At 54.3% G+C, this 26,328-nt stretch carries 26 protein-coding genes; 11 read left to right on the forward strand and 15 right to left on the reverse strand.

The window, feature by feature from the left end; genetic code table 11:
• Nucleotides 1-47 precede the first annotated feature (47 nt).
• Complete coding sequence (locus CKL79_RS10810) at nt 48-1,601, reverse strand: site-2 protease family protein (RefSeq protein ID WP_121969595.1); 1,554 nt, start codon at nt 1,599-1,601, stop codon at nt 48-50.
• Nucleotides 1,602-1,863: 262 nt separating this feature from the next.
• Here CKL79_RS10810 and CKL79_RS10815 point away from each other — a divergent pair, with 262 nt between their 5' ends.
• The 8 genes from CKL79_RS10815 (at nt 1,864) to CKL79_RS10850 (ending at nt 11,476) form a co-directional block, all read left to right on the forward strand.
• The gene (locus tag CKL79_RS10815; RefSeq protein WP_121969596.1) at nt 1,864-3,312 is read left to right on the forward strand and encodes a pentapeptide repeat-containing protein; all 1,449 of its coding nucleotides are present in this window, start codon (nt 1,864-1,866) and stop codon (nt 3,310-3,312) included.
• A 259-nt stretch (nt 3,313-3,571) separates the two neighbouring features.
• On the forward strand, nt 3,572-5,347 hold the full coding sequence (gene hpsL, locus CKL79_RS10820) for a hormogonium polysaccharide biosynthesis protein HpsL (protein ID WP_205879055.1): 1,776 nt from the start codon (nt 3,572-3,574) through the stop codon (nt 5,345-5,347).
• Between the two features lie 68 nt (nt 5,348-5,415).
• A complete protein-coding gene (gene hpsN, locus CKL79_RS10825) occupies nt 5,416-6,399 on the forward strand; it encodes a hormogonium polysaccharide biosynthesis glycosyltransferase HpsN (RefSeq protein WP_121969597.1) in 984 nt (327 codons plus the stop codon).
• 39 nt (nt 6,400-6,438) lie between these two features.
• On the forward strand, nt 6,439-7,617 hold the full coding sequence (hpsO, locus tag CKL79_RS10830) for a hormogonium polysaccharide biosynthesis glycosyltransferase HpsO (protein WP_121969598.1): 1,179 nt from the start codon (nt 6,439-6,441) through the stop codon (nt 7,615-7,617).
• A 712-nt stretch (nt 7,618-8,329) separates the two neighbouring features.
• Complete coding sequence (locus tag CKL79_RS23860; protein WP_240518796.1) at nt 8,330-8,779, forward strand: reprolysin-like metallopeptidase; 450 nt, start codon at nt 8,330-8,332, stop codon at nt 8,777-8,779.
• A 48-nt stretch (nt 8,780-8,827) separates the two neighbouring features.
• The gene (locus CKL79_RS10840) at nt 8,828-9,433 is read left to right on the forward strand and encodes a hypothetical protein (RefSeq protein WP_121969600.1); all 606 of its coding nucleotides are present in this window, start codon (nt 8,828-8,830) and stop codon (nt 9,431-9,433) included.
• 33 nt (nt 9,434-9,466) lie between these two features.
• The gene (hpsP, locus tag CKL79_RS10845; protein ID WP_121969619.1) at nt 9,467-10,672 is read left to right on the forward strand and encodes a hormogonium polysaccharide biosynthesis glycosyltransferase HpsP; all 1,206 of its coding nucleotides are present in this window, start codon (nt 9,467-9,469) and stop codon (nt 10,670-10,672) included.
• Nucleotides 10,673-10,774: 102 nt separating this feature from the next.
• Nucleotides 10,775-11,476 (forward strand): uracil-DNA glycosylase, encoded by a 702-nt coding sequence (locus CKL79_RS10850; RefSeq protein WP_121969601.1) that lies wholly within the window; start codon nt 10,775-10,777, stop codon nt 11,474-11,476.
• Nucleotides 11,477-11,506: 30 nt separating this feature from the next.
• Here the strand turns inward: CKL79_RS10850 and CKL79_RS23865 are convergent, their stop codons facing one another.
• The 6 genes from CKL79_RS23865 to tyrS form a co-directional block, all read right to left on the reverse strand.
• The gene (locus CKL79_RS23865; protein ID WP_346427059.1) at nt 11,507-11,776 is read right to left on the reverse strand and encodes a nucleotidyltransferase domain-containing protein; all 270 of its coding nucleotides are present in this window, start codon (nt 11,774-11,776) and stop codon (nt 11,507-11,509) included.
• 214 nt (nt 11,777-11,990) lie between these two features.
• Nucleotides 11,991-12,326 carry a XisI protein gene (locus CKL79_RS10860; RefSeq protein ID WP_121969602.1) on the reverse strand — a complete coding sequence of 112 codons (336 nt, stop codon included), beginning with the start codon at nt 12,324-12,326 and terminating at the stop codon, nt 11,991-11,993.
• Entirely contained in the window at nt 12,314-12,730 is a 417-nt protein-coding gene (locus CKL79_RS10865) for an element excision factor XisH family protein (RefSeq protein ID WP_121969603.1), read from the reverse strand. The genes CKL79_RS10860 and CKL79_RS10865 overlap by 13 nt, the downstream gene beginning before the upstream one ends.
• A 53-nt stretch (nt 12,731-12,783) precedes the next feature.
• The gene (locus tag CKL79_RS10870) at nt 12,784-13,458 is read right to left on the reverse strand and encodes a hypothetical protein (RefSeq protein WP_205879056.1); all 675 of its coding nucleotides are present in this window, start codon (nt 13,456-13,458) and stop codon (nt 12,784-12,786) included.
• Complete coding sequence (gene pyrF / locus CKL79_RS10875; protein ID WP_121969604.1) at nt 13,455-14,171, reverse strand: orotidine-5'-phosphate decarboxylase; 717 nt, start codon at nt 14,169-14,171, stop codon at nt 13,455-13,457. The genes CKL79_RS10870 and pyrF overlap by 4 nt, the downstream gene beginning before the upstream one ends.
• Before the next feature lie 4 nt (nt 14,172-14,175).
• Nucleotides 14,176-15,384 (reverse strand): tyrosine--tRNA ligase, encoded by a 1,209-nt coding sequence (gene tyrS, locus CKL79_RS10880; protein ID WP_170944034.1) that lies wholly within the window; start codon nt 15,382-15,384, stop codon nt 14,176-14,178.
• 624 nt (nt 15,385-16,008) lie between these two features.
• On the opposite strand from tyrS, the gene CKL79_RS10885 reads away from it, so the two are divergent.
• Nucleotides 16,009-17,886, forward strand: coding sequence for a penicillin-binding protein 1A (locus CKL79_RS10885; RefSeq protein WP_205879057.1), 1,878 nt, complete (start codon nt 16,009-16,011; stop codon nt 17,884-17,886).
• A 22-nt stretch (nt 17,887-17,908) separates the two neighbouring features.
• Here CKL79_RS10885 and CKL79_RS10890 read toward each other — a convergent pair whose 3' ends face one another.
• Together CKL79_RS10890 and CKL79_RS10895 are read right to left on the reverse strand one after the other, a co-directional pair.
• Nucleotides 17,909-18,229: a DUF1825 family protein gene (locus CKL79_RS10890; protein WP_121969623.1), complete on the reverse strand. Its 321-nt coding sequence runs from the start codon at nt 18,227-18,229 to the stop codon at nt 17,909-17,911.
• Nucleotides 18,230-18,416: 187 nt separating this feature from the next.
• A complete protein-coding gene (locus tag CKL79_RS10895; RefSeq protein WP_121969605.1) occupies nt 18,417-19,334 on the reverse strand; it encodes a tetratricopeptide repeat protein in 918 nt (305 codons plus the stop codon).
• 88 nt (nt 19,335-19,422) lie between these two features.
• Between CKL79_RS10895 and CKL79_RS10900 the strand changes: the two genes are divergently transcribed.
• Nucleotides 19,423-19,833, forward strand: a complete 411-nt coding sequence (locus CKL79_RS10900; protein WP_121969624.1) for an SHOCT domain-containing protein — start codon at nt 19,423-19,425, stop codon at nt 19,831-19,833.
• A 26-nt stretch (nt 19,834-19,859) separates the two neighbouring features.
• The gene (locus tag CKL79_RS10905; protein ID WP_121969606.1) at nt 19,860-20,381 is read left to right on the forward strand and encodes a helix-hairpin-helix domain-containing protein; all 522 of its coding nucleotides are present in this window, start codon (nt 19,860-19,862) and stop codon (nt 20,379-20,381) included.
• Nucleotides 20,382-20,413: 32 nt separating this feature from the next.
• On the opposite strand, the gene lepB is transcribed toward CKL79_RS10905, so the two are convergent.
• From lepB to yidD, 6 genes are all read right to left on the reverse strand, one after another.
• Nucleotides 20,414-21,043 (reverse strand): signal peptidase I, encoded by a 630-nt coding sequence (gene lepB / locus CKL79_RS10910; protein ID WP_121969607.1) that lies wholly within the window; start codon nt 21,041-21,043, stop codon nt 20,414-20,416.
• A 36-nt stretch (nt 21,044-21,079) separates the two neighbouring features.
• The gene (queG, locus tag CKL79_RS10915; protein WP_121969608.1) at nt 21,080-22,120 is read right to left on the reverse strand and encodes a tRNA epoxyqueuosine(34) reductase QueG; all 1,041 of its coding nucleotides are present in this window, start codon (nt 22,118-22,120) and stop codon (nt 21,080-21,082) included.
• Nucleotides 22,121-22,140: 20 nt separating this feature from the next.
• Nucleotides 22,141-22,680 (reverse strand): GNAT family N-acetyltransferase, encoded by a 540-nt coding sequence (locus tag CKL79_RS10920; protein WP_121969609.1) that lies wholly within the window; start codon nt 22,678-22,680, stop codon nt 22,141-22,143.
• 75 nt (nt 22,681-22,755) lie between these two features.
• Complete coding sequence (locus tag CKL79_RS10925; RefSeq protein ID WP_121969610.1) at nt 22,756-24,483, reverse strand: dynamin family protein; 1,728 nt, start codon at nt 24,481-24,483, stop codon at nt 22,756-22,758.
• 30 nt (nt 24,484-24,513) lie between these two features.
• On the reverse strand, nt 24,514-25,854 hold the full coding sequence (locus CKL79_RS10930; protein WP_121969611.1) for a PhoH family protein: 1,341 nt from the start codon (nt 25,852-25,854) through the stop codon (nt 24,514-24,516).
• A gap of 37 nt (nt 25,855-25,891) precedes the next feature.
• Nucleotides 25,892-26,125, reverse strand: a complete 234-nt coding sequence (gene yidD / locus CKL79_RS10935) for a membrane protein insertion efficiency factor YidD (protein ID WP_121969612.1) — start codon at nt 26,123-26,125, stop codon at nt 25,892-25,894.
• Nucleotides 26,126-26,328 lie beyond the last annotated feature (203 nt).

A 26,328-nucleotide genomic window follows, 5' to 3' on the forward strand; every position in this document is an offset into this window, starting at 1 on the left:
AGTGACTCCACATTCAGGTAACTTCTTCAGGTAACATTCGTTGCTTTTTAGCCGATTCCCAGCCGGATTGCCAGGCTCGGCGTCAGCGGCAGTAGTACCAGCAGCATCAGCAATAGCGCTAGCAGGGCTAGGGCCGCTCTCGCATCATCTGGTTCGGTGAGGTCGTCTTGGCAGGGGCGCTCGGGCTGACGCTGTAAAAAAACAATCAGCACCGCCCAATACAGTGCCAAAGGGTTAAATAACCCGATGACAGCGAGCAGCACCAGCGTCACCACCGTTGCCCGCACCAATGTTTTGCGACCGTAGATGGCCTGTACGACCCGTCCGCCGTCAAGCTGACCGGCAGGCATCACGTTAATAGCAGTAATGATTAGGCCAATCCACCCCATAATCATCAGCGGATGCACATCGACCAGAGTGGACTGAAGGGCGTCGCCTAAGACAGCTCGGGCCAGGGTGCCGACCAGAATAGAGCCCTGAAAAAACGTGGCCGGTAGCTGAAACAGACTGCCCGGATGGGAGAGCACCAAACCCAACAGTAAAAATATAAAGGACACGATTCCCCCCGCTGCTGGGCCAGCAAAGGCCACATCAAAAAGCACCGTGCGGTTGGGCAAAATAGATTCAAATCGCATCAAAGAGCCAAAGGCCCCCAGTTGCCAGGCTGGCAAGAAAAAGGGCGGGCTGATTTTTACATTCAGGCGGTTTGCTAGCAGCCGGTGACCCAGTTCGTGAGCGCCCAGCACCGCTGCTATCCCCAGCGCAATTGGCAGGGCTTCGGAAAGCCGCTCAGGGCTCTGGAAGATATCAAACCCCTGCAAGATACTGGCGGTCTCCAGGCTGGTGGCTAGCGTGGCGATCGCCAAGGCCACTGCCAAAATCCTCTGAGTGAGAGAGGTGGGTTTGGGATCATTCTGGCTGGGCAGCACAATCACAACGGGCTTATTGTCAGGGTCTGCTAGTAAAAAAGAACGGTAGCGATCGCCCAGCTTTTCTGTCAGCTTCTGACTCAGTACTTGCGCCGCCTGATCGGACTGTCCGCGCAAATTTCCTTTAAAGATAGCGCCCTCTTGATACGGCACCGTCTTGGTTCTAAAAAAGGTGTCAATACCAAAAATCCCTTCGATCACTGCCAGGTCTTCTGCGGGTATGGGCGTTAGCGCATCCTCATCTGCCTCATCAGTCTTGCCGCTAGCTTCAGGTGGAGCAGACTCGCTAGCCGGTTCACTGACGGACTCGCTAGACTCGCTGGCCTTTGTCGTCTCGTCGGTATCTGCGATCGCTGCTGAGGAGCCCGTCGGCTCACTCGCTTCGTTCATCAGCGTGGCGGCTCGCTTAGCTGCCAACGGATCTTTGGCCGTCGCCCGCAGCCGTCTACCCAGATAAATGTAAGCGCCCGCCGAAGCCACTACTAGCAGCAATATCCCGGCCAGATTGAGATAGATGCCCGCTGCCGAAAACCCAAAGAACAGCAGCCACGGCCCCATCAGCACGACCGTCTGCAACCAGGCTAAGATGCCGGGTTCACCGTAGGGCTTAGCCTGTAAAAAGCCCCAGGTTAGGATGCCGACAGCCGTGAGTAAAAGTAAAGTTGTGATCATAAAACGGTTGCTGTGGCAGTCCGGCCCGCCACCCGCGACGAGTCATGAGCCACAGTCTGAAGTAAACAGTCTGAAGGTAAGGCTGATATAAGCTATCTATCTATTTTAATGGAGGACGGAGAGGCTCTGTTGCCGCCCCATGTTTTTGGCTGCCAGGCTCCCTATAAAGTGAGCTTCTCAGCCAAGGATCTCAAACAGGGACAGAGAGCAACAGGGACAGAGAGCTTTCCGGTAAACTGGCTTCTAAGCAATACGAGCCCTTATGGTCAAACCTTCTGAGTCTGCTTCTGCCGCCGACGATTTCGAAAACGATCCGTCTATCAGCGAGTCCCCTATCACCGGCTTTGCTCAGAACCGGAATTCTGCTGACCGGCGGACAGTCAGCCAGACCTCCTCACCTGACGCCGGATCACCCATCAGCTATAACGAGTCTTTTACCGTCGATTACAATCCGGATCCTGAACTCCAGGCTGACAATGGTGATGGAGCCACCTACTTCTCGCCGGGCGATCAATCCTCCCGCCCCAACTACCTTCCAAAAACTGAAGAGAGTGGGCTACAGCAGCCCCAAGAGCGTTACCGACGCCAGCCAGCGATCAATCCTATTGAGGTCGCTAAAGCGCCTGTGAGTGTGGTGGCGATCGCCGGTGCCATTGTCGTCATCATCGGCTTCACCCTGGACAGCATTTGGCTCACCCTGGCGGGTTCTATCGTTGCCTTTGTCGTGTCTCTGCGGCTGCTAACACCTACCTGCCAAGAAGCGCTCAGCGATCTCACTCAGCAGCAGCGCGCGCTGTTTGTCGCCATTCCCAGTCTGCTATTAGGCATGATTGGGCTAGTGTATACCAGCGGTATTGGTCGCCTCATTGCTCGCTGGGGCAGCGGCTTGCGCTGGGATATTATCAGTGCGCTGGGTGATTTTTTGGGCGCGATCGGTCAGATATTTATCGCTATTATCGCCGTTTACGTGGCCTGGCGACAGTACATCATCTCCCGCGACCTCACCGTTCAGCAAAACCTGATCACCCAGCAGCAAACCATCGACTCTTACTTTCAAGGCATTTCAGAACTGGTACTAGATGATGAAGGACTGCTAGAAGACTGGCCGCAAGAGCGAGTCATCGCTGAAGCCAGAACCGCTGCCATTCTCAGCAGCGTTGACGCCGATGGCAAGGCCAAAGTGCTGCGCTTTCTCTCTCGTTCTAAACTGCTGACGCCTCTAGCCCGCGATCAGCGCCTGGGTCGCCCAATTCTCGATGGATTAGGCGGCTATGCTGAAGACCGTGCCCGCGGCACCCGCGTGATCGATCTAGGCGTAATGCTGGCCGCGAGTTGTCTGGCAGATACCGACCTGCGCTGGTTGGATTTGAGCGAATCCAACTTAATCCGCGCCGACCTGAAAGGTTGTGACCTGGTGCGAACCAACTTCTCCCGCGCCATCCTCTGCGATGCCAATCTCACCGATACCGACATTATGGGCGTGCGCTTCTTTTACGGCGACATTCAGACCGCTACGCCCCGCACCCGGCAAGATCAGCCCAACTACACGACTGGTGAATTCACTGGCACCGTGATTGAAGGCGCTGACTTTACCAACGTGCAGCGGCTCTCTGAAGTGCAGCGGTGCTACTGCTGCACATGGGGCGGCAGCAAAACCCGAGAGACCGTTCCTGGCGGCTGCGAAGACTTACCCAATCAGCTAGGGCGCTGATGCTCCCTCTTTAAAGATCCCGACAACTCAGCGTCGAAGAAAAAGAAGATTTGATACAGCGGCCCATGAAACGGCCTTTTAGGCACAGGTTTATCGCAACGATTGGGTAAATTTGATTAGACGATGCTCGCATAGCTTCAGCCATACCCTCTGAGCCATTTGCTCTCTCTGAGCCATTTGCCCTCTCTGAGCCAGTTGTCTGAACCAGCTGCCATCGTCGCTCTGTTCCTACCGCCCTAACACTCTCTGCTTTAGAACTATGGTTTCACGATCCTCCGGAAAGCGCTCTATCAAGCAGTCTCTCCGACAGTCTAAAAAGCGATCCAAGGGGAAAGAGCAGCGGGTTGGAAATCGAGCGCAGGCGGCTGCCAAAGGTCGCCAGCAGCCGGGTGCCGCTGCCAGTAGTGTCGCGATCGCTGCCACCGGCAATGAAAAATCCCTCAGTCCTCGGCAGAAGCTGATTTTAGAGCGTGAGGCAGCAGCGCGTCGTCAGCAGACGGTGACTTATGCCGCGCTGGTAACCTTCGGCTCTACCTTTATTGGTTTGCTGACTGGGCTGCTGGTCGATCCGATTCTGGGGGTCGCTGTAGGGAGCGCTCTGACCTGTTTGCTACTCTCATTTAAGTTTCAGCGGCTAGCACTGTACGCCTTTATCATCTATGTGCCTTTTGCTGGGACGGTAACCTACGCGCTGGGCGGCAATCCGATTTTACAAATTGCTAAAGATGTCTTTTATATCCCCGCGCTGATTGGCCTCTATCAGTTTTGTCGTAAAAATCGCCTGCCCATTATCTTGCCAAAGGCAATTAAACCACCGCTAGTCTTTCTCCTGATCGTGGTGTCTATGACTATAGTAGTGACCAACCTACCCGATCAGATTGGGCAGGTTGACGGTAGGTTCCCAATGCTGATGGCCCTTTGGGGAGCCAAGATTTTCTTTGGCTATGTTCCCCTAGTTGCCTGCATCTATTATCTAATCCGTAACAAGGAAGACCTGGTCTTTATTCTGCGGCTACAGATAATCTTAGTGCTAGTTGCCTGCGGTTTAGGACTCATTCAGTACCTGATGCTAAAAACGGGTGCCTGCCCAGGCACTACCGGTACAGGCGGGGAGCTGTTTCGCGCTTCGCTAGATGCTCGCTGCTTTGTTGGCGGCTCACTGCTCTATTCGCCGGATCAAGGGCAGATTCGACTACCTGGCACGTTTGTTGCCCCCTGGCAGTGGGGCTGGTTCCTGATATCAGCTGCTTTCTTTAGCTTTGGCACGACCTTTAGCGATAAGTCGGCTTTCTGGCGGCTGGTTGGTCTAATCTCACTGGTCGCGGTCATGGTGATGGCTGTGGTCTCCGGTCAACGAATTGCTTTAGTGGTGGTGCCTATTTCTATTGTGACCTTGACGGTGATGACGGGGCAGGTGGCTAACCTGAAGCGATTTATTCCTATTGGTGTGATCTTAGGCCTGAGCTTGTCTTATCTGGTGACTAATAACCCGGCAATGATTGCTACGCGAACAGCTAGTCTGCAGTCACGGTGGAACGCTTCTCCACCACAGGCGTTTATCGCAGGGCAGTTCGACGATGTTTGGCAAAAGCAAAAAGGCATCTTTGGCCATGGGGTCGGCCGGGCGACCAACTCTGCTCGTACATTTGGTGACACTGCGTTAATCGAGACCTACCATCCCAAGCTGATCTATGAGATTGGCCCCATTGGTCTGTTTGCTGTGCTGGCTGTCTACACCGCCTTGACAATCGCGACTTTTAAGATCTACCGCAGCACCCGTGATAAAAATCTTCGCAGCTACGCTGCTTCTATGTGGGTGTTTATCTTATTTATCAGCTACTTCCCGTATTACTACCCTTTAGATGTTGACCCGGTCGGTGTTTACTACTGGCTGGCGGCTGGCATCATTCTCAAAATTCCAGAGCTGGAGCGGCAGGAGCAAGAAAAACTGGCGCTCGAATCTCCGGAGACTGTCAACGAATTGCCTAAATCGGGTCGCCGCAAGCGTCTGAAGAAGCAGCCAACCTTCGTCTGAAGACCACCTGCTTACCTACATGCTCCCTTGTCTAATGCCATTTCTTTAGCCTGTATGACGGCTTTACTATGACTTCTTCTGCTGCTTGGCCCCTGATCTCGGTGGTAATTCCTACCTATGGGCGCGAGGGCGTGCTGTGTGACACGCTGAAGAGCGTGCTAGCGCAAACCTATGCGAACTACGAAGTGATTGTCGTTGACCAAACTCAGCGTCACGAACCGACCACCCAAGCTTTTTTAGACCAGCTGGTCGCGGACGAAAAAATTCAGCTGTATACCGTCACTTGGGCTAGCTTGCCTGCCGCTCGCAACTATGCCATTGAGCGGGCTAGTGGCAGCATTTTTCTATTTTTAGATGATGATGTAGAGCTGCCAGAGGGCTTTTTGGAGGCTCATGCTACAGGCTTTGAGGGCAGACCCGAGGTCGGCGCAGTCGCAGGCCGCGTCTTTGACCGGATGAAGCTATCGGAGGCTAAAGATCTGGCGATTGAGATGCTGCCGCCGGAGGCGATGGACCCAGGGATTGCCTGGTATCACATCGACCTGGTGCATACGGTCAAGCCGCAGCGAGTTCTGACGGCCCGGGGCTGCAATATGTCTTTTCGGCGCTCGGTATTTGAGCAGTATGGGCTGCGGTTTGATGAGCGCTTTCGCGGTAGCGCGGTGCGGGAGGAGTCGGATTTTTGCCTGAGGGTGCGTAAGACCGGCATGATCATTTGGTATGAGCCGGCGGCCCATCTGGTGCATTTGGGTGAGGAGACGGGGGGCTGCCACGATATCAGTACGCGATCGCTCGAATACCAGATGACCTTCTACCACAATCATTTCTTAATGGCGCTGAAAAATCTGACGCCGGGGCAGCTGCTGCGGCTATCGGCGAACCTGTTTGACTGTCACGTTTTGGGCAATCCGCCCTGCAATAAAAGCGGCTCGCCGATCAAGGTGCTCAGCCGCTTTGGGTTTTACCTGCTGGGCTTTCTCAAAGCCTGCTGGACCCTGCTCAAGCCGACGGGCCGCGATGGCCGACTCTTTAGCCAGCCGCCCTCGGCGTAGCGCCTGCCCCTATTTTGCACTACTGGTAAAGCTGCCCTAATGAAGATCCTTGTTGCCAGCCACACCTACATTGTCGATCTCAACTGTGAAAAGCTGCGATCGCTCACTCAAATCCGCCCAGATATAGAAGTGACGGTGGTCGTCCCCAAGCGCTGGAACCCGGGCGGCGTACAGAGTCGCAAAATTGAGACCCAGCCCCGGCAAGAGGGTCGTTTTCGGGTAGTGCCGATCTCCAACTTTAGCCAAAACAACCAGGGGCTGCTCAGCTTCGGGGCTGGTATCATCCCGCTGCTGCGGCAGTTTCGGCCCGATGTGATTCAGGTAGAGCAGGGGGCAAAAGCGCTCGGCTATGCCGAACTAATCACGCTTAACCGGGCCCTGGGGCTCAAAGCCAAAAACGTCTTTTTTACCTGGTGGAATTTGCCCTACGAGGTGAAGTTTCCGCTCTCCCTGTTAGAAAGCTACAACCTGCGCCATACCGATGGCCTGGTGGTGGGCAATCAGGATGGGGCTGACATCTTGTGTGAGCACGGCTACCATGGGCCTGCCTGTGTCATGCCGCAGCTCGGGGTTGATGAAAGGATTTTTTGCCCCGAGCCTCAGCCGGATCTGGCCGCTGAGCAGGGAATTGCCCCAGACGAATTTGTCATCGGCTTTGTCGGTCGCTTTGTAGAAGAGAAGGGATTGCTGACGCTGTTTCAGGCGCTGGGTAAACTGCAGGGCAGTCAGAACAATCGCCCGTGGAAGCTATTGCTACTGGGTCGGGGGCCGTTGAAAACCAGACTGCAAGCGTTAGCGGCTGAACTGGGTATAGGCGATCGCATTCTCTGGATAGAAAGTGTCCCCCATGCCGATGTGCCTCGCTACATCAATCTGATGGACTGCTTGATTTTGCCTTCAGAAACCACCTATCAGTTTAAAACGCTGTCGGCTGCAGGCTGGAAAGAGCAGTTTGGCCATGTGCTGATTGAGGCAATGGCTTGTAAGGTGCCTGTTGTCGGCTCAGACTCGGGCGAAATTCCCCATGTGATTAAGACCGACGGGCTGGTTTTTCCCGAAGGCGATGCGGCTGCCCTGTCTGAAAAAATCGCTACCCTGCTCAACCATCCTGACCAGCAGCAGACCCTGGCTGAACAAGGCTACTGCCGGGCAATGGCCGAATACACTAACCGCGCGCTGGCCAAACGAATGCTCAGTTTTTACGAAACCCTGTTCTGATACAGAGTTCTGATACAGACTTTTCTCGCCGTAGGGTTAAGCAAATTTCCTGAAAGTCCGCCACCCAGCAAAATCTACCGATCAAAAGCGGGAATTGTCCTCTCTAGATCAGTCATTTTTTGTCAACAAGCCGCTCCGCACTCACTACATTTTTCTACTACATCGGGTTTATATATTGGCGTTTATTTCTGTGAACCGGTTAGTCCGTCCGCTGCAACAGGGGCATCTGATCTCTGGTCGATTCCTCAAGCGGCCTCTCAAACCTTTGCTCTTAGGGATGGCGATCGTCCTGGGCGGCTGCTCGTCTGAAGGTGTTCAAGCGGTTCAAACCCTTGTCTTTGGCGAACCTGATGTGCTCTACATTCAACCTATTCAGGTCTGTGATGACAGCGGTAGTCGCTGCGCTCGTAGCAACTTCTTTGCAGACATTACCGCCAAAATTTTAGAACAGGCCAGACTGAAGGTGTCTTTTTTGCCGCCCAACCGCCTGAATGCCACCCGCTTTCTTAAAATTGACGACAGCAGCCGGCGCAGTTCGTCTGACTACGAATTTTACGAACTCACCCGAACCGGCGGCGCGGGTGCCTTTGGTCGTCACCCTGACTCTGGCCGCAATAGCGGTCCTATCAATGTTTGGTTTGTCGAAGAAATCGAAGCGATCAATGGCTTTACCCAGTTTGGCCTGGCCTGGATCGGCGCTAATGGCGTACTGGTGAGTGAAGCCGCGCTCGATTTTGGCAGCAGCGGTCGCACCGATACCCTCGCTCATGAGATTGGCCATAACCTGGGGCTGCGACACGCTACGCTGGGAGCCGGGAGCGCTAATAATTTGCTGACCGACGGCGATCGCCGCAATATTCCTAGTTCAGTCAGTGACATCAACCCTAATGGCGCTGGCCTCAGCGCGCTCACAGACGCTCAAATCAAGAAGATTCGCGAGAGCCCCTTTGTCACTCAGGGCGCACCAGGAATAGCCCCTGGCTTTGAAGTCTCTCTTGACAATCAGGCGGGCACCTCTGCAGCAGACGCTAGTCCTACTCGCCTATCTCCAGCGCCAACGTCGTCAAAAAGTGTGCCCGAGCCGACCGTCGGCTGGTTAGGATTGGCAGTGTTGGGCTTATCTATGTTGAAGGTGACTCGCCGAGCAGCGGCTAAGTCATAGCTCCAGAGACTCATGTAGCGCGTAGAGGGGGTAGAGAGACCCGTGATCATGCCAAAACTGTTGTTCCCTATCTTGGCGGTGGTGGCGATCGCCGGTCTGATCGTCCTCTGGCCCCCTCAAAAGCGAGCCTCGCTCCCCCCAGCTCAAACTATTGCGGCAGATATCGAACCGATGACAACCGCTGATCGCATCGCTCAGCCGCCCCTTCGCCAAACATTTACTAACGAACCGTACCGGCTGGTCATCAGCGCCGCAGATCAGTGGCAAACACCGCGCGCGCGCGGTCAGCTATACGAGGGCGACACCCTACGCTGGCAAAAAGATCTGCCCCACGAATACGGCCCCAGATTTGCACTGATTGGCCCTGCCGGACAAGTGCTCTTACTCGATGAATTTATCAACGTCGCGAGCCCCTACGCGCTAACTCTGATTGATCTAGATGGAGAAGTCGTTGTGCAGCGCAGCTTTGATGATGTTCAAAAAGCGCTCGATATTTCTCCGGCTATCCTGACTGAGCAAGCAACCAGCGGCTGGTGGATTTCGGCGCCACCTAGATTACATGTCAGGAGCAGTCGCGCCTTAGTAGAGACCGGGGGCACTACACTCGAAGTTGATTTGGCCACTGGCGAACTCAGCCGCCGCGCCGATCTGTAGATGAACCGTCATTCCCCCCATCCTCTGGCCGCCATGAAGCCGTTAAAAATTTTACAAATTGTCCCCTCGATCTCGCTGGTCTATGGTGGCCCGAGTCAGATGGTGCGCGGACTTTCGGCAGCGCTCGGGGCTCAGTCAGCGGTCGGCCAGGTAACAGTGATCACCACCGACTCCAATGGCGATGTCGATGAGCTGCCTTTAGACGTGCCACTCGGCCAGCCTGTGACCGAAGACGGCTATGAAGTCATCTACTTTCGCTGCTCTCCTTTTCGCCGCTACAAATTTTCTCTCGATCTGCTGAGCTGGCTCTGGGCTAACGCTGACCAGTACGACATTGCTCATATTCATGCTTTGTTTTCGCCGGTCAGCACCTCAGCTGCGACCGTTTGTCGCTGGAAAAATCTACCCTATCTCATGCGGCCCCTCGGCACACTAGATCCGGCTGACCTGCAAAAGAAAAAACAGACCAAACAGCTCTACGCCAGCTTGTTTGAGCGCCCTAACTTGGCCGGAGCCGCCGCGATTCACTTCACCAGCGAGCAGGAGGCCAAAGTCTCTGAGCGGTTTGGGGTAGAGACGCCCGATGTGGTCATCCCGCTGGGCGTGGCGCTACCCGACTTGCCCGAACGCATCGCTGCTCAAGCGTCTATTCGAGCGGCGTTTGATATTCCAGCTGAGCGAACAATTGTGCTGTTTATGTCGCGTGTTGATCCTAAAAAAGGTTTTGACTTGCTGCTGCCCGCGCTTGAAGACCTGTACGCGCATGATTGCCCCTTTCACTTTTTGCTTTGCGGCGCTAACCCTCAAGATAGAGCCTACGAAAACGATATCCGCCGCCAGATCCAGGCTGCGCCCTGGGCAGATCAGGCTACTCTCAACGGCTTTGTCTCCGGCGAACTCAAAGCTCAAATTCTCAGCGCTGCCGATGTGTTTGTGCTGCCGTCTTACTACGAAAACTTTGGCATTGCGGTGGCAGAAGCGATGGCGGCTAGCATTCCGGTTGTGATCTCTGACCAGGTGCATATTTGGCCAGAGATTCAGGCGAGTACGGCGGGTTGGGTAGTGCCTTGCGAGGTCAAGGCTTTGACTGAGGCGCTAGAGACAGCGATCGCTCAACCCGACGAGCGACTGCAAAGAGGCCAAAATGCCCGGCGCTGTGCCCAAGAAAAATATAGCTGGGAAGCGATCGCTCAGCGCATCACCATTACCTATCAGCAAATTCTAGACGCTAAGCCCTAACAGGCCGACGATTTACAATCAGCCTATCGCCATAAATCATCCGCTTGACTTAGTCCTTTCCCTTTAGACTGAGAGGGTAGTGATCCGGTATACCAAGAGTCCATGGCTGAGCAGATCGACCTCTTCAGCGCCAGCGGCGTAGAAGCCACCCCGCCCCCCGCAGACTTTGATATTGACAAAATTCCGACCAGCGCCAAAGTCCCCATCCCACCAGGCACCTATACGTCGCTAGATACGCTAGCGGGTCACTGCAAAGGCTGTCAGCGCTGCGAACTTGCCGAAACACGCACTAACGTCGTTGTCAGCCGAGGCAGCCGCACTGCGCCGATTATGATTATCGGTGAAGGCCCTGGCCAGCAGGAAGACGAGCAAGGTCTCCCCTTTGTCGGCAGATCAGGGCAACTATTAGAAAAAATTCTAGGGTCAGTGCGCATTGACAGCGAAAAAGACGTTTACATTTGCAACATCGTCAAATGTCGTCCGCCCGAAAACCGCAACCCCACCACTGCCGAAATCAACGCCTGTCGCCCCTACATACTCGAACAAATTCGTCTGGTTGACCCCAAGCTCATTTTGCTGACAGGGGCCACTTCCGTGAAGGGCATCATCCCTAGCGAAAAGCGCGGCATCACTAAAATTCGCGGCCAGTGGATTGAGTGGGAAGGTCGCCTGTGTATGCCCATTCTTCACCCGGCCTACTTGCTGCGCAACCCTTCTCGGGAGCCCGGCAAACCCAAGTGGCTCATGTGGCAAGACATTCAAGCTGTGAAGACCAAACTAGACGAAATTCGCGCTGAGTCTTAGCTCAGATTATTCTCTCGGCAATAATGGAGGTCAAGAAGATAGGACTGTTCGCGATTCATAAACTATCTGAGTATTGCTTAAGATTTCGCGTCGTCGTATCCAGTTGTGGTCAGATTCAACCGCCTCGCGCTCTACAAGGTCAACCTTTCGATGGAATAAGTCTTCAAACTGGTACTCAAGACCGACAACATCCATCAGGCTCATGCTGCCGTCTGGAACCAGCCTAACTAGAACATCAATATCACTATCGGCATCAAAGTCTTCCCGTCGGATAGAGCCGAAAAATGTCAGCTCCGTTATTCTTTACTACGATGGGTGATCGCTCATAAAAATCCTTTAGCGCTGCTGGTGACACGTCGAGCCTTTTATATAGCCGTGAATTGGATGGGGAAGACACAGAATGGCTCATTTACGCATCGCCTTACATCATAGCGGTCATTAGGAGAGCAGTAAGGCACGCCTCACGAGTCATCTGTGCTGACTCGTGAGGGCAGCAGAGGTCGGATTGGTTTCACTATCCAACCGCATAATCTGTGTACTCACGCATATAGCGCGGATGGAACCCAAGCACAATATCTTCTTTAGAAATGCCGTTTTCCACCATATCTGCGGCAACATCATGCTCAGTAGAATTCGCCAATAGCCATATTTTTCCATCTCTGATAACACAGTGAATCGGAGAATGATGTACCCACCGCTTGTGCAGCCAGCCCGTGTGCCAAATCAGGTAGTGATGACGTTCGGTATCAAAACTAACTTCGACATCTATTTCTCCGTATGCGGGTTTGTGTTTTGCGTATGCATGTAGCAGATCTTGAACAATCGTCTGATAGCGAGCTAACTTTTCCACGACACAATCTCCTGACTACTCACTTCGTAAATCAAAAGCTTTAACTGATTTTCCTCTACCATTGCTCTGGGAAAGTCCAGTTGGAAAAAGCCATTGTAAGTTCTTAAAGGAATTGCTAGGTATAGAACACGCTCCGGTTCGTTAATCCGAAGTGCTCCTCGATAGTTAATGAACTGCCCCAGCGCTCGATGAAATTCTGTAATTGTAGAACTGGAAGCCAAGAAGCTTTTGACTTCGATAGCAATCTTTTGGCCCTGCCGTTCAGCCGCCAAGAGACACTCAGCGCCCAAATCAATTTCCATCTCAACGCCGCCAACTTGTATGTCGAGCGGGTCGTGAGTGATTGTCCATCCGTCTTTGATCAAGGCGGTTTTTACAACATCGTGAAATCTATCTTTGGCCACGAATTACATACCGAGAAGCGGTAAAAGCTATAGCTGTCTAATATCCAAGGCATTCATTCTAAAGGATAAATCGCTCCGGCCCGGCAGTCTCGCAGCCATAGCTGTACGGCCTGACCGACGCTGCCATGACTGTTTTCACGGGGGGGTAGAGGCGATCGCACATTCCCCACATCATCTATTGCCGAAAACATCAGCGCCAGCCGCCAGCCGTCATCGGCCTGAGTCAAAAACAGCCAGTGATATTCCTGCACCTGTTTGTCGCGCAGCCCCGAATACTGTCGCGATAGCGTGGTAAAAAATATTTGAGTGATCGGGCCGCCCGCATCCGGCGAAGTCGTATACATATAGTCATTCAAGTCCAGCGGCTCTAGCTCAGACCTGCCCGCAATTAGCACATAAGAGGGGCGGTAGGGCGCGCGGCCATCGGCTTCGTTGCCAGGTAGGGCCGCTACGGTGCGCTGCAATACCCGATTGGTATAGTTGGGAATGTCTCGAAGCAATAGCGCTGTGAGCGGCTCAACTTCTGCGGGGCAGGTCGTCTGGGGTCGTAACGGCATATAGGGCCGAGGCGGATCGGGCTCGCTGCCGGTAGCGCCATCTTCACTAGCGGGCTTACGCTCCATCTGCGGGTCTATGACAGCCGCCTGCGGAATAGGCGAGAGTACGTTGCCCGCCTCGCCGTTCGGTAGCTTTAGACTCAAGGTTGCCGCGATCGCCCATCCGATCATCCGCCCATTTCCTCACAGATCTGCGCAAAGGCCGCTGCCGGATCGGCTGCTTGTGTAATCGGCCTGCCAATCACCAGGTAGTGAGCGCCCGCCTGCACCGCTTCGGCTGGGGTCATCGCCCGCTGCTGATCGCCTTTTTGCGCCCAAGTGGGCCTCACCCCCGGGCAGACCAGCCAAAAGTCATCGCCGCAGGTGCGTCTGAGCAGGCTGGCTTCTTGGGGAGAACAGACCGCCCCCCGCAGACCGCTCTCCTGAGCCAATAGCGCCATCTGCTGGATATAGTCTGTAAGGGCAACAGGTATTTTGAGATCGGTAGACAGCGATCGCTCGTCAATACTCGTGAGCAGCGTCACCGCAATTACCCTGGGCGGCTCGCAGCCGCTGGCCTGAGCGCCTTCAGCCGCCGCAGTCTGCGCTGCCATCAGAGCGGCTTTCCCAGATGCTGCATGGACCGTCAGCAAATCCACACCGTAGCGCCCCGCCGCCCGACAAGCCCCGGCCATTGTATTCGGAATGTCGTGAAACTTCAGATCTAAAAAGATGCGCTTATTACGAGATTTCAGCTCTTTTAGCAGGGTCGGGCCGCTGCTGACAAACAGCTCTAGGCCCACTTTCCAAAAGGTGACCTGCGGGAGAGCGTCGAGGAGAGCGATCGCTTCCCCTTCACCCGGCACATCCAGCGGCACAATAATTTGCTCAGACGCACTGCCCATTTTTTTAAGCGACCAACCGCACAAACTTCTTCTTCCCAACCTGTAGCACCTTTCCGGTCAGCTCATCAGCGCTTTCAAACGTGAGATTGGGATCGCTCATCTTTTCACCGTCGAGTTTTACCGCCCCCCCGTGAACATGACGGCGCGCTTCACTACTGCTGGCGCAAAGCGGCGTTGCTCCCAGCAAATAAAACAGCTTAGCCGGAAACCCAACCTCAGCGAGTGAAAATTCGGCGACCGCTTCAGCCGCTTGGGCCTGTCCTTGCACAAGCGTCAGCGCATCTTGCTGGGCCTGCGCTGCCGCCTGCTCTCCGTGAAATTGGCTGGTGACCGTTTTAGCCAGCAGCTTTTGCTGCTCTCGCGGGTTATCTGGCAGCTCATCTAAAGGCAGCTTGGTCAGATGCGTAAAGTAGTCCACAATTACCGCGTCAGCCGTTTTCTCCAGCTTGGAATACATCGAGAGCGGGTCTTCTTTCAGGCCGACGTAGTTACCCAAAGACTTAGACATTTTTTGGCTGCCGTCAGTGCCGATCAGCAGCGGTAGCAGCATACCAAACTGAGGCCGCTGGTTGAAATGACGCTGCAAATCGCGCCCGACCGCCACGTTAAACTTTTGGTCAGTGCCGCCTAGCTCCACGTCAGACTCCAATGCTACCGAGTCATAGCCCTGGAGCAGCGGATATAAAAACTCGTGCATGTAGACCGGCGTGCCTTTTTCGTAGCGATTGGCGAACCCTTCTTTTGCCAGCATTTGGCCCAGCGTCATCGTACTCAACAGCTCTAGCAGCTTGCTGAGATCTATACCAGCTAGCCACTCCGAGTTGTAGCGAATCTCTAGTCTCCCAGGCGTATCAAAGTCTAAAATGGGCCGCACTTGGTCGATATAGGTTTCGGCGTTAGCCTTGACCTCGGTTGGGCTCAGCTGTTTGCGGACTTCTGCTCGGTCGGTCGGGTCGCCAATCTGCGCGGTAAAGTCACCAATTAGCAGCACGGCTGTGTGACCTGCATCTTGAAAATCGCGCAGCTTGCGCACCACAATGCTGTGGCCCAAGTGAATCTCGGAGCCGGTTGGGTCAATGCCGAGCTTTACTCGCAGGGGCTGGTCACTCTGCTGTAGCCGCGAGATCAAATTATCATTGCCGTCAGTTGAACCGGGCTGATCGGGGAAAACTTCACTCACGCCCCGGTAGATATCGGTCAGCGCTGGCGGAATCGCAGAAGGTGAGGGTGAATTTGCAGCAGTGCTAGCAGTCATGAGCAGAGAGAGGGTTAACATTGCTATGCCAAGGCACTAAGCCGGGGCTCTGACAGTGTAGCTTTATGGGTGAACCTCTGGTGCTTTATCGCAGTACCCGGATGCATTCGGGTACTGCGAGTCACTTTGCCTGTTGCAACATAAGGCTTTTAGCCAGTGTGCTGTACCTCAGCAAAGTGACCAACGCTATAGATAGCCCAAGTCAAAAGTGGGTCGGTTTGAAAGCTGCTCGGCGGATCTCGGTGAAAATACGGCTTTGAACTGTCTGTATATGCGAACTCCATAAGAAAAATCATAAAAGCCTGGATATCTACGAGAGATCATCTATATTTATCCAGTAGCTAAACTTGAAGTCAGCGTAAGTCAGCCAGCCAGTCAAGTTTATTGCGCTAGGGTGTTAGTTATTTCAGTTGATTTGGTTATCCTTCTTTCATCGTATCGGTCATAACTGCCTGGCAATGCCGTAGCGCTTTTCGGCATCATCAGGTAAGCTCCCCTTAAATTAGGAACTATCGTCTCCCTGTGTCTTCTAATACTTATCGCAAAGTCAGACCGCGCAGAAGCTCGCCAGGTGGCTCATCGGTGCGATCGCACCAGGTGCTTCGCTACATTCAAGAAGTTGGCCAAATTGGAGCGACGACACTGCTAACGCTGACCATGCTGGGTAGCTCGGTAGCTGCAGGCGGCTTAGTAGGACTAGCGATTAGCTTCCGCAACCTGCCCGATGTGCGGATCTTGCGCAATTACATCCCTTCAGAAACTAGCTACGTCTACGATGTCAATGGTACCTTGCTCGACAGCGTACACGACGAAGCCAACCGCGATGTGGTAGACCTCAACGAAATTTCTCCCAACCTCAAACGCGCTGTCCTCGCCATTGAAGACAGCTATTACTACACCCACCAGGGCATCAACCCCAGCGGTATTGGCCGGGCCTTTTTAGCCAACTTCAGCGCCGGTAGCACCGTTCAAGGGGGCTCTACCGTCACTATGCAGCTGGTGAAAAACCTCTTTCTCTCACCCGAGCGCACCATCAGCCGCAAGCTCGTAGAAGTCGTCCTGGCGATGCGGATTGAGCAGATCTTTGAGAAGAATGAAATCTTTGAACTCTATCTCAATCAGGTGTACTGGGGACACAACACCTACGGCGCAGAAACCGCTGCCCAGAGCTACTTTGGCAAATCTGCTAAAGACCTGACCCTGGCCGAATCGGCGATGATGGCGGGTCTCATTCAAGCGCCGGAGAGCTACAGCCCTTTCGTTGACTACCAAACGGCTAAAGAACGCCAGCGGATTGTGCTCGGCCGGATGCGTGAACTCAACTGGATCACCGCAGAAGACGTAGAAGCGGCCAAAGCCCAACCGCTAAAGCTGGGAGAAATCACCTCATTTCGCTCTAGCCAGGCTCCCTATGTGACGGATGCGGTGCTGCAGGAGCTAACCGAGAAATTTGGCCAGGAGGCGATGGCCAGAGGCGGTATGCGCATTCAGACCTCTATCGATTTGAACCTCCAGCGGATTGCCGAAGAGACCGTTGCTGACAGCTACTACCGCTTTTTTGGCAACGGTGCTTATGCCGATGAGATGGCCCTAGTCGCCATCGATCCACGCACCCATTTTGTTAAAGCCCTAGTTGGTGGTGTCAACTACAAGACCAGCCAGTTTAACCGAGCCGTTCAATCCCGGCGTCAGCCCGGCTCTGCCTTTAAGCCTTTTGTCTACTACGCCGCGTTTGCCTCAGGCAAGTTCACCCCCGACAGCACCATCAACGACGCTTCTGTGACCTATCCGGACGGCTCCAACTACTACACCCCGCGCAACTACGACGGCTCATTTATGGGCAGTATTTCCCTGCGCAAAGCCCTAGAGACCTCTCGCAACGTGCCCGCCGTCAAGCTCGGTCAGGCCGTAGGTATCAATCGCATCGTCGAGATTGCGCGTACGCTGGGCATCGAGAGCCCGATGGACCCAGTAACTGCTCTGCCCTTGGGCGCGGTAGACCTGACGCCGATGGAGCTAGTAGGCGCTTATGCTACCTTTGCCAACTACGGCTGGCACTCCGAGCCGACGCTAATCGTGCATGTTACCGACAGCAATGGCAATATCGTGCTGGACAACACACCTAAGCCGCAGCTTGTGCTTGATCCGTGGGCAAGTGCTGCCCTCACCGATGTGCTGCGCGGAGTAATCGAGCAGGGAACGGCGACCAACGCTCAGATTGGCCGCCCGGCAGCTGGTAAGACGGGCACTACTGACTCTCAGAAAGATGTGTGGTTTGTTGGCTATGTGCCGCAGCTAGCCGCCGCTGTATGGGTCGGCAACGACGACAACCGGCCTCTGGGCAGGGGCGCTACGGGGGGAGGCTATGCCGCTCCGGTTTGGCGCAACTTTATGATTCAGGCGCTGCGTGACGAGCCGGTAGAAAACTTCCGCCAGCCCGGAGAATTTATTCGCCCGTAGTTTCGACTGCGCGCAGTCGAAATCACGAATCGCCAACTTCGGCCTTCATCCGCTCTAGCGTTTGATGCATTTGGTCGAACATCTGCTGGGGGTTGGTGCCAAACTGACTGAGCTGAGTTTTGAGCTGCTCCATAGTCATTTTGGCCATGAAGTCTTCAGAGAGTTCAAAGCGCTTCATAAAGATGCGATAGCGCTCCATGACGGACTCCATTTGTTCAATAAAGAGCTTTTTGCCTTTTTGATCAAACTTGCCGTAGCTGCTGCCGAGCTGCATCAGAGACTGATAATCCTGAAACAGCTGCATCGCTTCTTGCTGCACCAGGTCTGAATCAAACATTCCCATGACTATCACCACTGCGGTACACAGAGCCAGCCCAAGTTCCAGTAAGGGGGTAGGGGCCATTGTCTGTAAATCTACAATAACTAGCGTAAGAGCTGACCGACTGCCCGCCAAGGTGAGATTTCACTACTTCGGATAAAGTTTATTGTTGAGCGATGGCTGGCCTCTCTGGGCGGAGAACCGCCGATCGCTAGCGATGAAGCAGTCGGCCCAGCCAGGGCTTTTTAGGCGCTGTTTCGGCTGTCATGTCTAAAATACCCAGTAGCTGGCCGTATTTTTGGGCAACGTGATGGGTGGGATTGAGCTTGAGTGCCTGTCGGAAGTGGGTTTTCGCCATGCCGAGCAGCTGTTGCTTGTAGTAAGCCTGGCCGATGAGCGAGTGAATCTCGGCGCTGCGGGGCGTGATTTTGAGGGCTTCGCGCAGCTCTTGTACTGCCGCTGTATAGTTTTGTTGAGTGAGATAGGTTTTAGCTCGGGTGATGTGCTTTTCGGCGTAGTCAATGGGTGCGGCCTCGGCGACTGCGGCTGCCTTGCTCAGCGTAGCTTCTGCAGCAGTCGGGCTGGCCGCGACGGGCATTGACATCAGCCCGGTCCGTTTGGGGCAGGTAATGATGCCACTGACCTGACGCTGCAGAAAGACCAGATTGAGCTGGTCTATCTCTAAAAAATGTGCGTGCGAGCTGCTCAGTCGCTGAAACTGGTCTTGAGCCAGTTGGGTCAGCGCCATCTCATAAAAAACATTGACGGCTTTGCCGTCTACCTGGGCAAGCTGCTGAGCGCTTTCGAAGGTCGGTGTTAGTTCTTCGGTGCGAACTAGTCGCCTCATTCGCAGCCGAAGGTTGATAAGGGCTTCTTGACGGCCTTTTTCGTACTTGAGCTTTTGATAAGAGGGGTTGACGATGCGGGCGATCGCTTCGGCGGCTAGTGCCTGATCCGCTGTTTGAGCCGTTGCTATTTGAGCGATCGCATCTGGGTGTAACTGCTTGGCGATTTGCCGGTAGCGTTTGGCAATTTGTTTTTCGTCAGCACTGACAGAAACGCCTAACAGAGCAAACGGGTCGGTCTCGACTAGGGGAATCAATTCGGCAAACAGTTCGGTTTTTGACATGCCAGCGCGCAACAATTGCTATCCTATACAGTGCCCATTCTTTTTGCTAAATGGCTATCAGCTGGGGTTTTCCGCTGCTATAGAAACGATGACCACTCTTGCTAACCGTCGTCAGATTGCGATCGCCCTGGCCTTTGCCGGTGCGCTGCCAAGCCCCATTCCGCTGGCCTGGCTACATAAGTTTTATCTGGGGCAGTATCTATGGGGTATCACTTATCTGGTGTTGGCTCCAACGCTGCTGCCTCAGGTAGCCTGCTGTTTGGAGGGCGTTTGGTATCTAACTCAGAGCGATGAGGGCTTTGTCTCTCGTTTTCCTAAGGCGGGGGCTGTGCTTGCCAGCGTTGCCGCAGAGACCGGTGTTAGCTCAGTGAGTTCCGCGCAGGTCGCCAGTCAGGTGGCGATCGCCCTGCGCGATCTTGACCAGCTGCGACAAGAGGGGCTAATGACTGAATATGAGTTTGAGCAAAAGCGCCGCCAGCTGCTAGATCGGATAGCCTGAAGGGGAATGACTTAACTGCGACCGTCATGCTCAAGAAGTTTTTGGCCCAACCCTGGCACCCGCTGCGTCGCCGCCTGCAGCAGGAACCCTATTACCGATTTCGTTCATTCGACGAAGTAGAGCTGGCCGCTAGCTGGGGCGATCGCATTGATGCCAATACCGCATCTGTCGATGACTGGCTACGTCTGCCGGGCATCTCTATTCATCAGGCCCGGTCGCTGACTTGCCTTACCGAGCGGGGATTGGCTTTTAACTGCATAGAAGATGTAGCAGCGGCGCTAGGTCTGCCGGTACAACAAATTTGCCGCTGGCGGGCAATTCTACAGTTTTGCTACTACAGCGCGGATCGGCTTGAACCGGTGGCGATCGCCGTCAACACCGCTACTGCCGACCAGCTAACGACGATTCCGGCAGTCGATAAGTTCTTAGGTCGAGCAATTATTCACTACAGGCAGGCAGGTCCCTATAGAGACTTGGCCGACTTGCAGCAGAGGCTCCGGTTAACCCCGCAGCTCACTGCCGAACTACTGCACTATTTGAGGTTTTAGCTGGGGTTCTAGCTGGGGTTCTAGCTGGGGTTTTAGACGGCTTTACTGCCGATGCGCTCTATCTTATCTAGCGGCCAAAAGCGAAAGGCGGCGCGGCCAATCACATTTTGCGTGGGTAAAAAGCCCCAGACGTGAGAGTCATTGCTGTCGTTGCGGTTGTCACCCATGACAAACAGACTGCCAGCCGGTACCTGAACAGGCGGCATCTCATAGTCAGGCGATTCTAAAATGTAGCGCTCTACCGTGGGCTGGCCGTCGATCCAGACCTGCCCCTGACTTACCCGCACGGTTTGCCCAGGTAGGCCAATCACGCGCTTGATAAATGCCTGACTCGCCAGATAGCCATATTCTTGAAGCTGAGGCGGCGGCTCAAAGACAACGATGTCGCCGCGCTCGGGGCTGTGCAGGCGGTAAGAGACTTTTTCGACGAGCAGGCGATCGCCAACTGCTAAGGTCGGCACCATTGAAGGTGAGGGAATATAGCGCGGCTCGGCAATGAATATGCGGACAAAGGCGGAAATTATCAGGGCGATCACAACCAGTTTGGCATTGTCTATCACCCACTTTTGCCAGCCGCTTTTAGCCTTAGCCGCCTCCGAAAGATCGGCTGAGGGCTGTTCTAAATCGTCATCTGGACTCTGGATGCTATCTTTGACCGTCATCTTTTTAACACTGCGTGTTCTGGCCGTCTGGCGCTTCTATAGAAGGCTATCAGTGACCATATCATTGTTCGGGGTGGCGTTATTTCTAGCGTTGGGCTGGGGATTGGTTTGAGGATTAGTTTGAGGATTGGTTTGGGCGGCGATCGCCGCTCGCGCATTGCGTCTCATCATGGGCGGCTTAATTCGTCGGAGGGCCGAGGCCGGAAATCGTCGATTCCACTCGGCTTCTGTGAGGTTAGCCAGATCCGTCAGCGTCGGGGCCACATTGTCAGGATAGGGGTGAAAAGCGGCTTCGTCGGTCTCCTGAGCAAATCGCTGATTCCACGGGCATACGTCCTGACAGATATCGCAGCCTGCGACCCAGTTTTGCAGATGAGAGGCGACTTCTACAGGTAGCTGTTCATCCCGGTTTTCAATGGTGTGATAGGCAATGCAGCGGTTGGCATCGACCACCCCCGGTGCCCGAATCGCCTCAGTGGGGCAGGCTGTGATGCAGCGGGTGCAGGTGCCGCAGTGGGCAGCGTGAGGCTGATCGGCCACCAGCGCTAAGTTCGTAATAATCTCCCCTAAGAATACCCAAGAGCCGTAGCGCCGGGTGATCACATTACCGTTTTTAGCAATCCAGCCCAGTCCCGCCTGCTGCGCCCAAAACTTGTCCTGCACTGGGCCAGTATCGGCATACAGCCGCGCCTCTATCGCCTCATCTTGAGCCCGCAGCCACTCGCAGAGCTGCTTGAGCTTTTTGGTCAGCACGCGGTGATAGTCTCGGCCCCAGCCATAGCGTGAGATTTTGGCGTACTGCTCTCCGGTGGGTCTCTGGTGATCGGTATAGTAATTTAGCGCCACGCAGATGATAGATTTGGCCGCTGGCATGATCTGCCGAATATCCTGCCGTTTGCTGCTTTCCATCCAGCCCATGTCGGCCTGGAAGCCTTGCGCTAGCCATTGCTGGAGGGCGGCGGTAGCAGCCTGCTCTGATTGATCGGGCACAGGGAAAATAGTCGCAATGCCGACCTGATGAAAGCCAAGGGCGATCGCTTTTTGCTTAATTGCTTCACTATCGACCTCAGCTGCCATATTTCTACCCCCTAGCCGCCCTAGCGAATCGATAGCGCAGGCACAGACCGGCTCATCACCGCTCGTTTTTCAGCAGCAAAGCCATAGCGAGCCTCGTGCTGCACAATTGCCCTGATTTCTATAGACCAGCGCTCAGCGGGCAGCACCTCAAACCCCAAACGCCGATAAAAAGGAATATTCCAGGGAACTTGGCGAAACGTTGTCAGCGTGACTTGCCCAAACCCCCTAGCCTGCGCACCCAAACAGCAAGCCTCTACCAGCGCCGAGCCAATACCCTGACGAATGTAGTCAGGATGCACGTCTAGCTCCACTATAAAGCAGCTTTTTAGCAAGAATTTAACGACGATAAAGCCTACCGGTTGCCCTGCTACCACTGCCACCCACAGCCGCCGCTCAGTCTGCGCTTTCCGCAAAAACTTCGGCGTGGTCAGCTCTTTGAGCAGATCAGTCGAAATCTCCAGCCAGTCTACATAGGGGACAAACTGCTCAGCGGCAGCGCGCTCTATTTCAGGCAAAAAGGCGACATCATCGGCTTCGGCCAGGCGAATTCGGTAGTGCATTCCAGCGTTCTGTCAACAGCGCACCAGACAATACTATCGTCTTACGGCCTGCTTCTAGCGATGCTGAGCCACGGCCTAACGAGCGTTTTGATGAATATCGTTAGCCAGACGCTGCGTGGACTGCTGGATCTGCTGAAACTGTTCGCTCAGCGGGGCGATGCTGGCATGCTCCCGCTCCACGTATTCGTAGAGATCGGCAAAGCTGCGGTCAATTTCTTCGTAGATGACGCTGAGTTTGGCATTGAGCTGCTCTGAGACGGTGGCTTCAAAGCGATCCCGGTTGCGCTCTAGCTCATTGTCTAATTTTTCGGTGAGGCGACGCCGTTTAGCGACCAGCACACCGCCTGCAAACAGTACACCCACGCCCAAAAAGACGCTGCCCAAAATATCGAGAATGACGACTTCAGTAATCGCCGCAATGACCCCACCAATCACCGCTAACAGGCCGCCGCTGGCGACGCCTGGCCCAACGCTATCAGCCGTATCCGCCAGGCAGTTAATAAAGGTCTCATCGTCAAGCAGATTAGCGATCTTGCTTTTGACGCTTTCGATGACTTCGTAACGATATTCCACAATCGGTAGAGAGATCTCTGTATTTCTCAGACTGTCATTTTGGAGGGCACTCAGCTCTGCTAAAAGCTGTTTTATCAGCAGCTGAATGCTATCTAAAAAGCGTTTGGCTCCCTCTTTTGAGGTTTCATCCAGCGTAGACTCTAGCTCTGTCTGAGCGCGGGCTTTAAGCTCAGCAATCCAGGTTTCTATGCGCTGTCTGCGGTTAAACAAAGAGAGAAAAGAGCGCTTGGCCAAGACAAAGATAGACAGCCCCTCTCTAAACTCACCTTTGATTTGATAGATCACGCGCTCATATTGCGCCATCAGCCGGTCTACTAAAGAATCTATCTCATAGTGAGAGCGGTCTTTTCCCTGCCCGAGCCGCTGCTGGATTCGATTGACAACGGCTTCATCGGTTTTGAGCTGCTGTTGAATCAGCTGCATATCACGGCCTAGCCGCTCAACAATTTGCTCAGCGGCGCTGATATTAGAGGCGAGCTTGAGCTGGTAGCCTCTGCCGCCGGTAATGGTGTCGCGGACAAAGGCTTGCACCGCCTCAAAGCCGCCGTCTTCGCCATTAATAGACTGCCGGGCAGACGTAGCAAATACTTGGGGTGACAGAATCTGCCGCTGCTGCGCTTCTTGTTCTATATACTGGCGAGAGGCTTGTAGCTCAACCTCGTCAGCGAGATCGGCCTGTTGCAGAATGAAAATCACTGGCTTTTTCCACTCGCGGTGAGCAAAGTCAACCAGCGACCAGGCCGTGTTGGTGTAAGGGTTTTTAGAGAAGAAGACAAAGACAACTAGATCGCTGTTGGGAATAAATTCTTTGGTGATGTTTTCATGCTGCTGAAAAGGGCTGTTGGTGCCGGGCGTATCGACAATGGCAATTTGTTCAAGGATGGGGACCGGGCGGCCAATTTCGAGTAGTTCACCGGGTTTGATTTCGCGGCTGTAGGCATCGCCTGCTGCGTAGACAATCTTTGCGACTTTATTGGTACGGGGATCTGCGCCAACTTCGCAGATTTCGCCGCTTTCTAGTAGTGCGTTGATAAAGCTACTTTTACCCGCTTTTACTTCTCCAATCACCACGAATAGGAAGGGCTGATTAATATTTTCTTGGAGATTTTGGATGGTTTTGGCCAGCGGGCCGTTGTCGATTGATTGGGCGAAGTGCTTTAGCTGGGTGAGGGTTTGGGCGATCGCCGATTTATACCGCTGTAAGGTGGGGTCAACGATGGCGCTGTTCATGAGGTCACCTCTGGGGCAAGGGGCAAGGGGCTATAGCAGGTTGGCGGCGCGGGCGGCTAGATCGGAGCGTTCGCCCTGGTAGAGTGTGATGTGTCCGGCTAGGGGTTCATGGCGAAAGCGTTCGATGACGTAGGTGAGGCCGTTGCTGGCAGCATCGACATAGGGGTTGTCAATTTGAGCGGTGTCGCCCGTTAAGATGATTTTGGTGCCTTCTCCGGCTCTCGTCAAAATGGTTTTGACTTCGTGAGGGGTGAGGTTCTGAGCTTCGTCAATGACAAAAAACTGCTTGGGAATGGTGCGCCCGCGAATGTAGGTGAGCGCTTCAATTTGCAAGAGTCCCATTTCTAAGAGTTCTTCATGACCTCGCCGCCAGTGCTCGGGTTTATCGGTGCTGTCTTGCGTGTTGAAAATCAGGTCGAAATTATCGTAGAGGGGCTGCATCCAGGGTGTGAGCTTTTCGGCCATGTCGCCGGGTAGGTAGCCGATGTCTTTGCCCATGGGGACGACCGGGCGAGAAATTAGCAGGCGGGTGTAGCGTTTTTCTTCGGTGACTTTGTGCAGACCAGCAGCGATCGCCAGCAGTGTCTTCCCCGTACCGGCCTTACCCACCAGCGTCACTAGCGGTATCTCATCATTGAGCAGTAGAGAGAGGGCAAATCGCTGCTCTCGGTTGCGCGCGTGGATGCGAGAAATGCCGCTGTAGGGCAGTTTGGTCAGCGGCGTGAGCTGGCCATCGGCCTGCAAAATGGCCAGCGCCGTATGTGACGGATTGTTGATATCAATCAGGGTCAGCGCCTGATTGGGAAAGATTTTTTCCTTAACGAGAGGAAAGTCAGCTAGCGGCGCGCCCCCAGACTGAAACAGCACATTCATCTGCTCAGCGCTCACCAGCATTTCGCCCATGCCAGTATAGAGATCGTCAACGTCTATTTTGTCGGTTTCGTAGTCTTCAGCCGTCAGACCCAGCGTATCGGCCTTGATCCGCATGTTGGTGTCTTTGCTCACCATCACTACAGGGCAGGCGCACCGCTGCTTAACCTCCAGCGCCACCGCTAAGATGGCGTGATCGCCACCATCGCCGTTCAGCTCTGCAGGCAGGTTGTCGAGCGTCTCCCGGTGGCACAGCGTCACCCGAACTCGCCCGCCGCTCTCTAGCTGAATACCCTCCGTTAAGCTGCCTTTTCGCCTGAGTCCGTCTAGCATACGAGACGTTTGCCGGGCGTTGCGGCCCATCTCTTCTGGTCGCTTTTTAAACCGATCTAGCTCTTCTATTACCGTCATCGGCAAGATGACATCGTTATCCTCAAACCTCAGCAGCGCATTCGGGTCATGCAGCAGAACGTTGGTGTCGAGGACGTAGCATTTTTTCATAGGGTGAATCGGCTGTGGTAATGAGCGATGTGGCTAGCTAGAGGCGATGGGTGGCATCTCGCTCGGGCACAGGATCATAGCCACCGGGGTGAAGCGGATGGCAGCGGGTAATGCGGCGAACTGCCAGCCAGCTGCCCTGAAGCGGTCCAAACCGTTCAATAGCTTCCATAGCATAACAGGAGCAAGTCGGCTGAAACCGACAGGCCGGGGGAAACAGCGGCGATATCAGCTGACGATAGCCTTTAATCAGCAGCAAGAGGGCGACTTTCATGGCGGGTGCTAGCAGGCGATTTCTATCTAATCTAACAGGCTAATCTATGGGCTGCTTTGGGCGTTTGGCAGCGGGTTAGACTGGATAGCTACACTGGTTATAAAGCGCTACCAAAAAGTCGGCTAGTGCTCCGCCTATAGCGCAGCTTAGGGGGTGGTGAAAGCCAGGTGCGTGACAGCGAACAATCTTTACAATGACTTCGT

The sequence above is a fragment of the Leptolyngbya sp. BC1307 genome, from assembly GCF_002286735.1.
In the GTDB taxonomy this organism is placed as follows: domain Bacteria; phylum Cyanobacteriota; class Cyanobacteriia; order Phormidesmidales; family Phormidesmidaceae; genus Phormidesmis.

Bases quoted from the DNA above. Each gene is read 5' to 3' on its own strand.
- CKL79_RS10810 (WP_121969595.1), bottom strand. From the start codon at position 1,601: ATGATCACAACTTTACTTTTACTCACGGCTGTCGGCATCCTAACCTGG.
- CKL79_RS10815 (WP_121969596.1), top strand. From the start codon at position 1,864: ATGGTCAAACCTTCTGAGTCTGCTTCTGCCGCCGACGATTTCGAAAAC.
- hpsL (WP_205879055.1), top strand. From the start codon at position 3,572: ATGGTTTCACGATCCTCCGGAAAGCGCTCTATCAAGCAGTCTCTCCGA.
- hpsN (WP_121969597.1), top strand. From the start codon at position 5,416: ATGACTTCTTCTGCTGCTTGGCCCCTGATCTCGGTGGTAATTCCTACC.
- hpsO (WP_121969598.1), top strand. From the start codon at position 6,439: ATGAAGATCCTTGTTGCCAGCCACACCTACATTGTCGATCTCAACTGT.
- CKL79_RS10840 (WP_121969600.1), top strand. From the start codon at position 8,828: ATGCCAAAACTGTTGTTCCCTATCTTGGCGGTGGTGGCGATCGCCGGT.
- hpsP (WP_121969619.1), top strand. From the start codon at position 9,467: ATGAAGCCGTTAAAAATTTTACAAATTGTCCCCTCGATCTCGCTGGTC.
- CKL79_RS10850 (WP_121969601.1), top strand. From the start codon at position 10,775: ATGGCTGAGCAGATCGACCTCTTCAGCGCCAGCGGCGTAGAAGCCACC.
- CKL79_RS10870 (WP_205879056.1), bottom strand. From the start codon at position 13,458: ATGATCGGATGGGCGATCGCGGCAACCTTGAGTCTAAAGCTACCGAAC.
- pyrF (WP_121969604.1), bottom strand. From the start codon at position 14,171: ATGGGCAGTGCGTCTGAGCAAATTATTGTGCCGCTGGATGTGCCGGGT.
- CKL79_RS10890 (WP_121969623.1), bottom strand. From the start codon at position 18,229: ATGGGAATGTTTGATTCAGACCTGGTGCAGCAAGAAGCGATGCAGCTG.
- CKL79_RS10895 (WP_121969605.1), bottom strand. From the start codon at position 19,334: ATGTCAAAAACCGAACTGTTTGCCGAATTGATTCCCCTAGTCGAGACC.
- CKL79_RS10900 (WP_121969624.1), top strand. From the start codon at position 19,423: ATGACCACTCTTGCTAACCGTCGTCAGATTGCGATCGCCCTGGCCTTT.
- CKL79_RS10905 (WP_121969606.1), top strand. From the start codon at position 19,860: ATGCTCAAGAAGTTTTTGGCCCAACCCTGGCACCCGCTGCGTCGCCGC.
- lepB (WP_121969607.1), bottom strand. From the start codon at position 21,043: ATGACGGTCAAAGATAGCATCCAGAGTCCAGATGACGATTTAGAACAG.
- queG (WP_121969608.1), bottom strand. From the start codon at position 22,120: ATGGCAGCTGAGGTCGATAGTGAAGCAATTAAGCAAAAAGCGATCGCC.
- CKL79_RS10920 (WP_121969609.1), bottom strand. From the start codon at position 22,680: ATGCACTACCGAATTCGCCTGGCCGAAGCCGATGATGTCGCCTTTTTG.
- CKL79_RS10925 (WP_121969610.1), bottom strand. From the start codon at position 24,483: ATGAACAGCGCCATCGTTGACCCCACCTTACAGCGGTATAAATCGGCG.
- CKL79_RS10930 (WP_121969611.1), bottom strand. From the start codon at position 25,854: ATGAAAAAATGCTACGTCCTCGACACCAACGTTCTGCTGCATGACCCG.
- yidD (WP_121969612.1), bottom strand. From the start codon at position 26,125: ATGAAAGTCGCCCTCTTGCTGCTGATTAAAGGCTATCGTCAGCTGATA.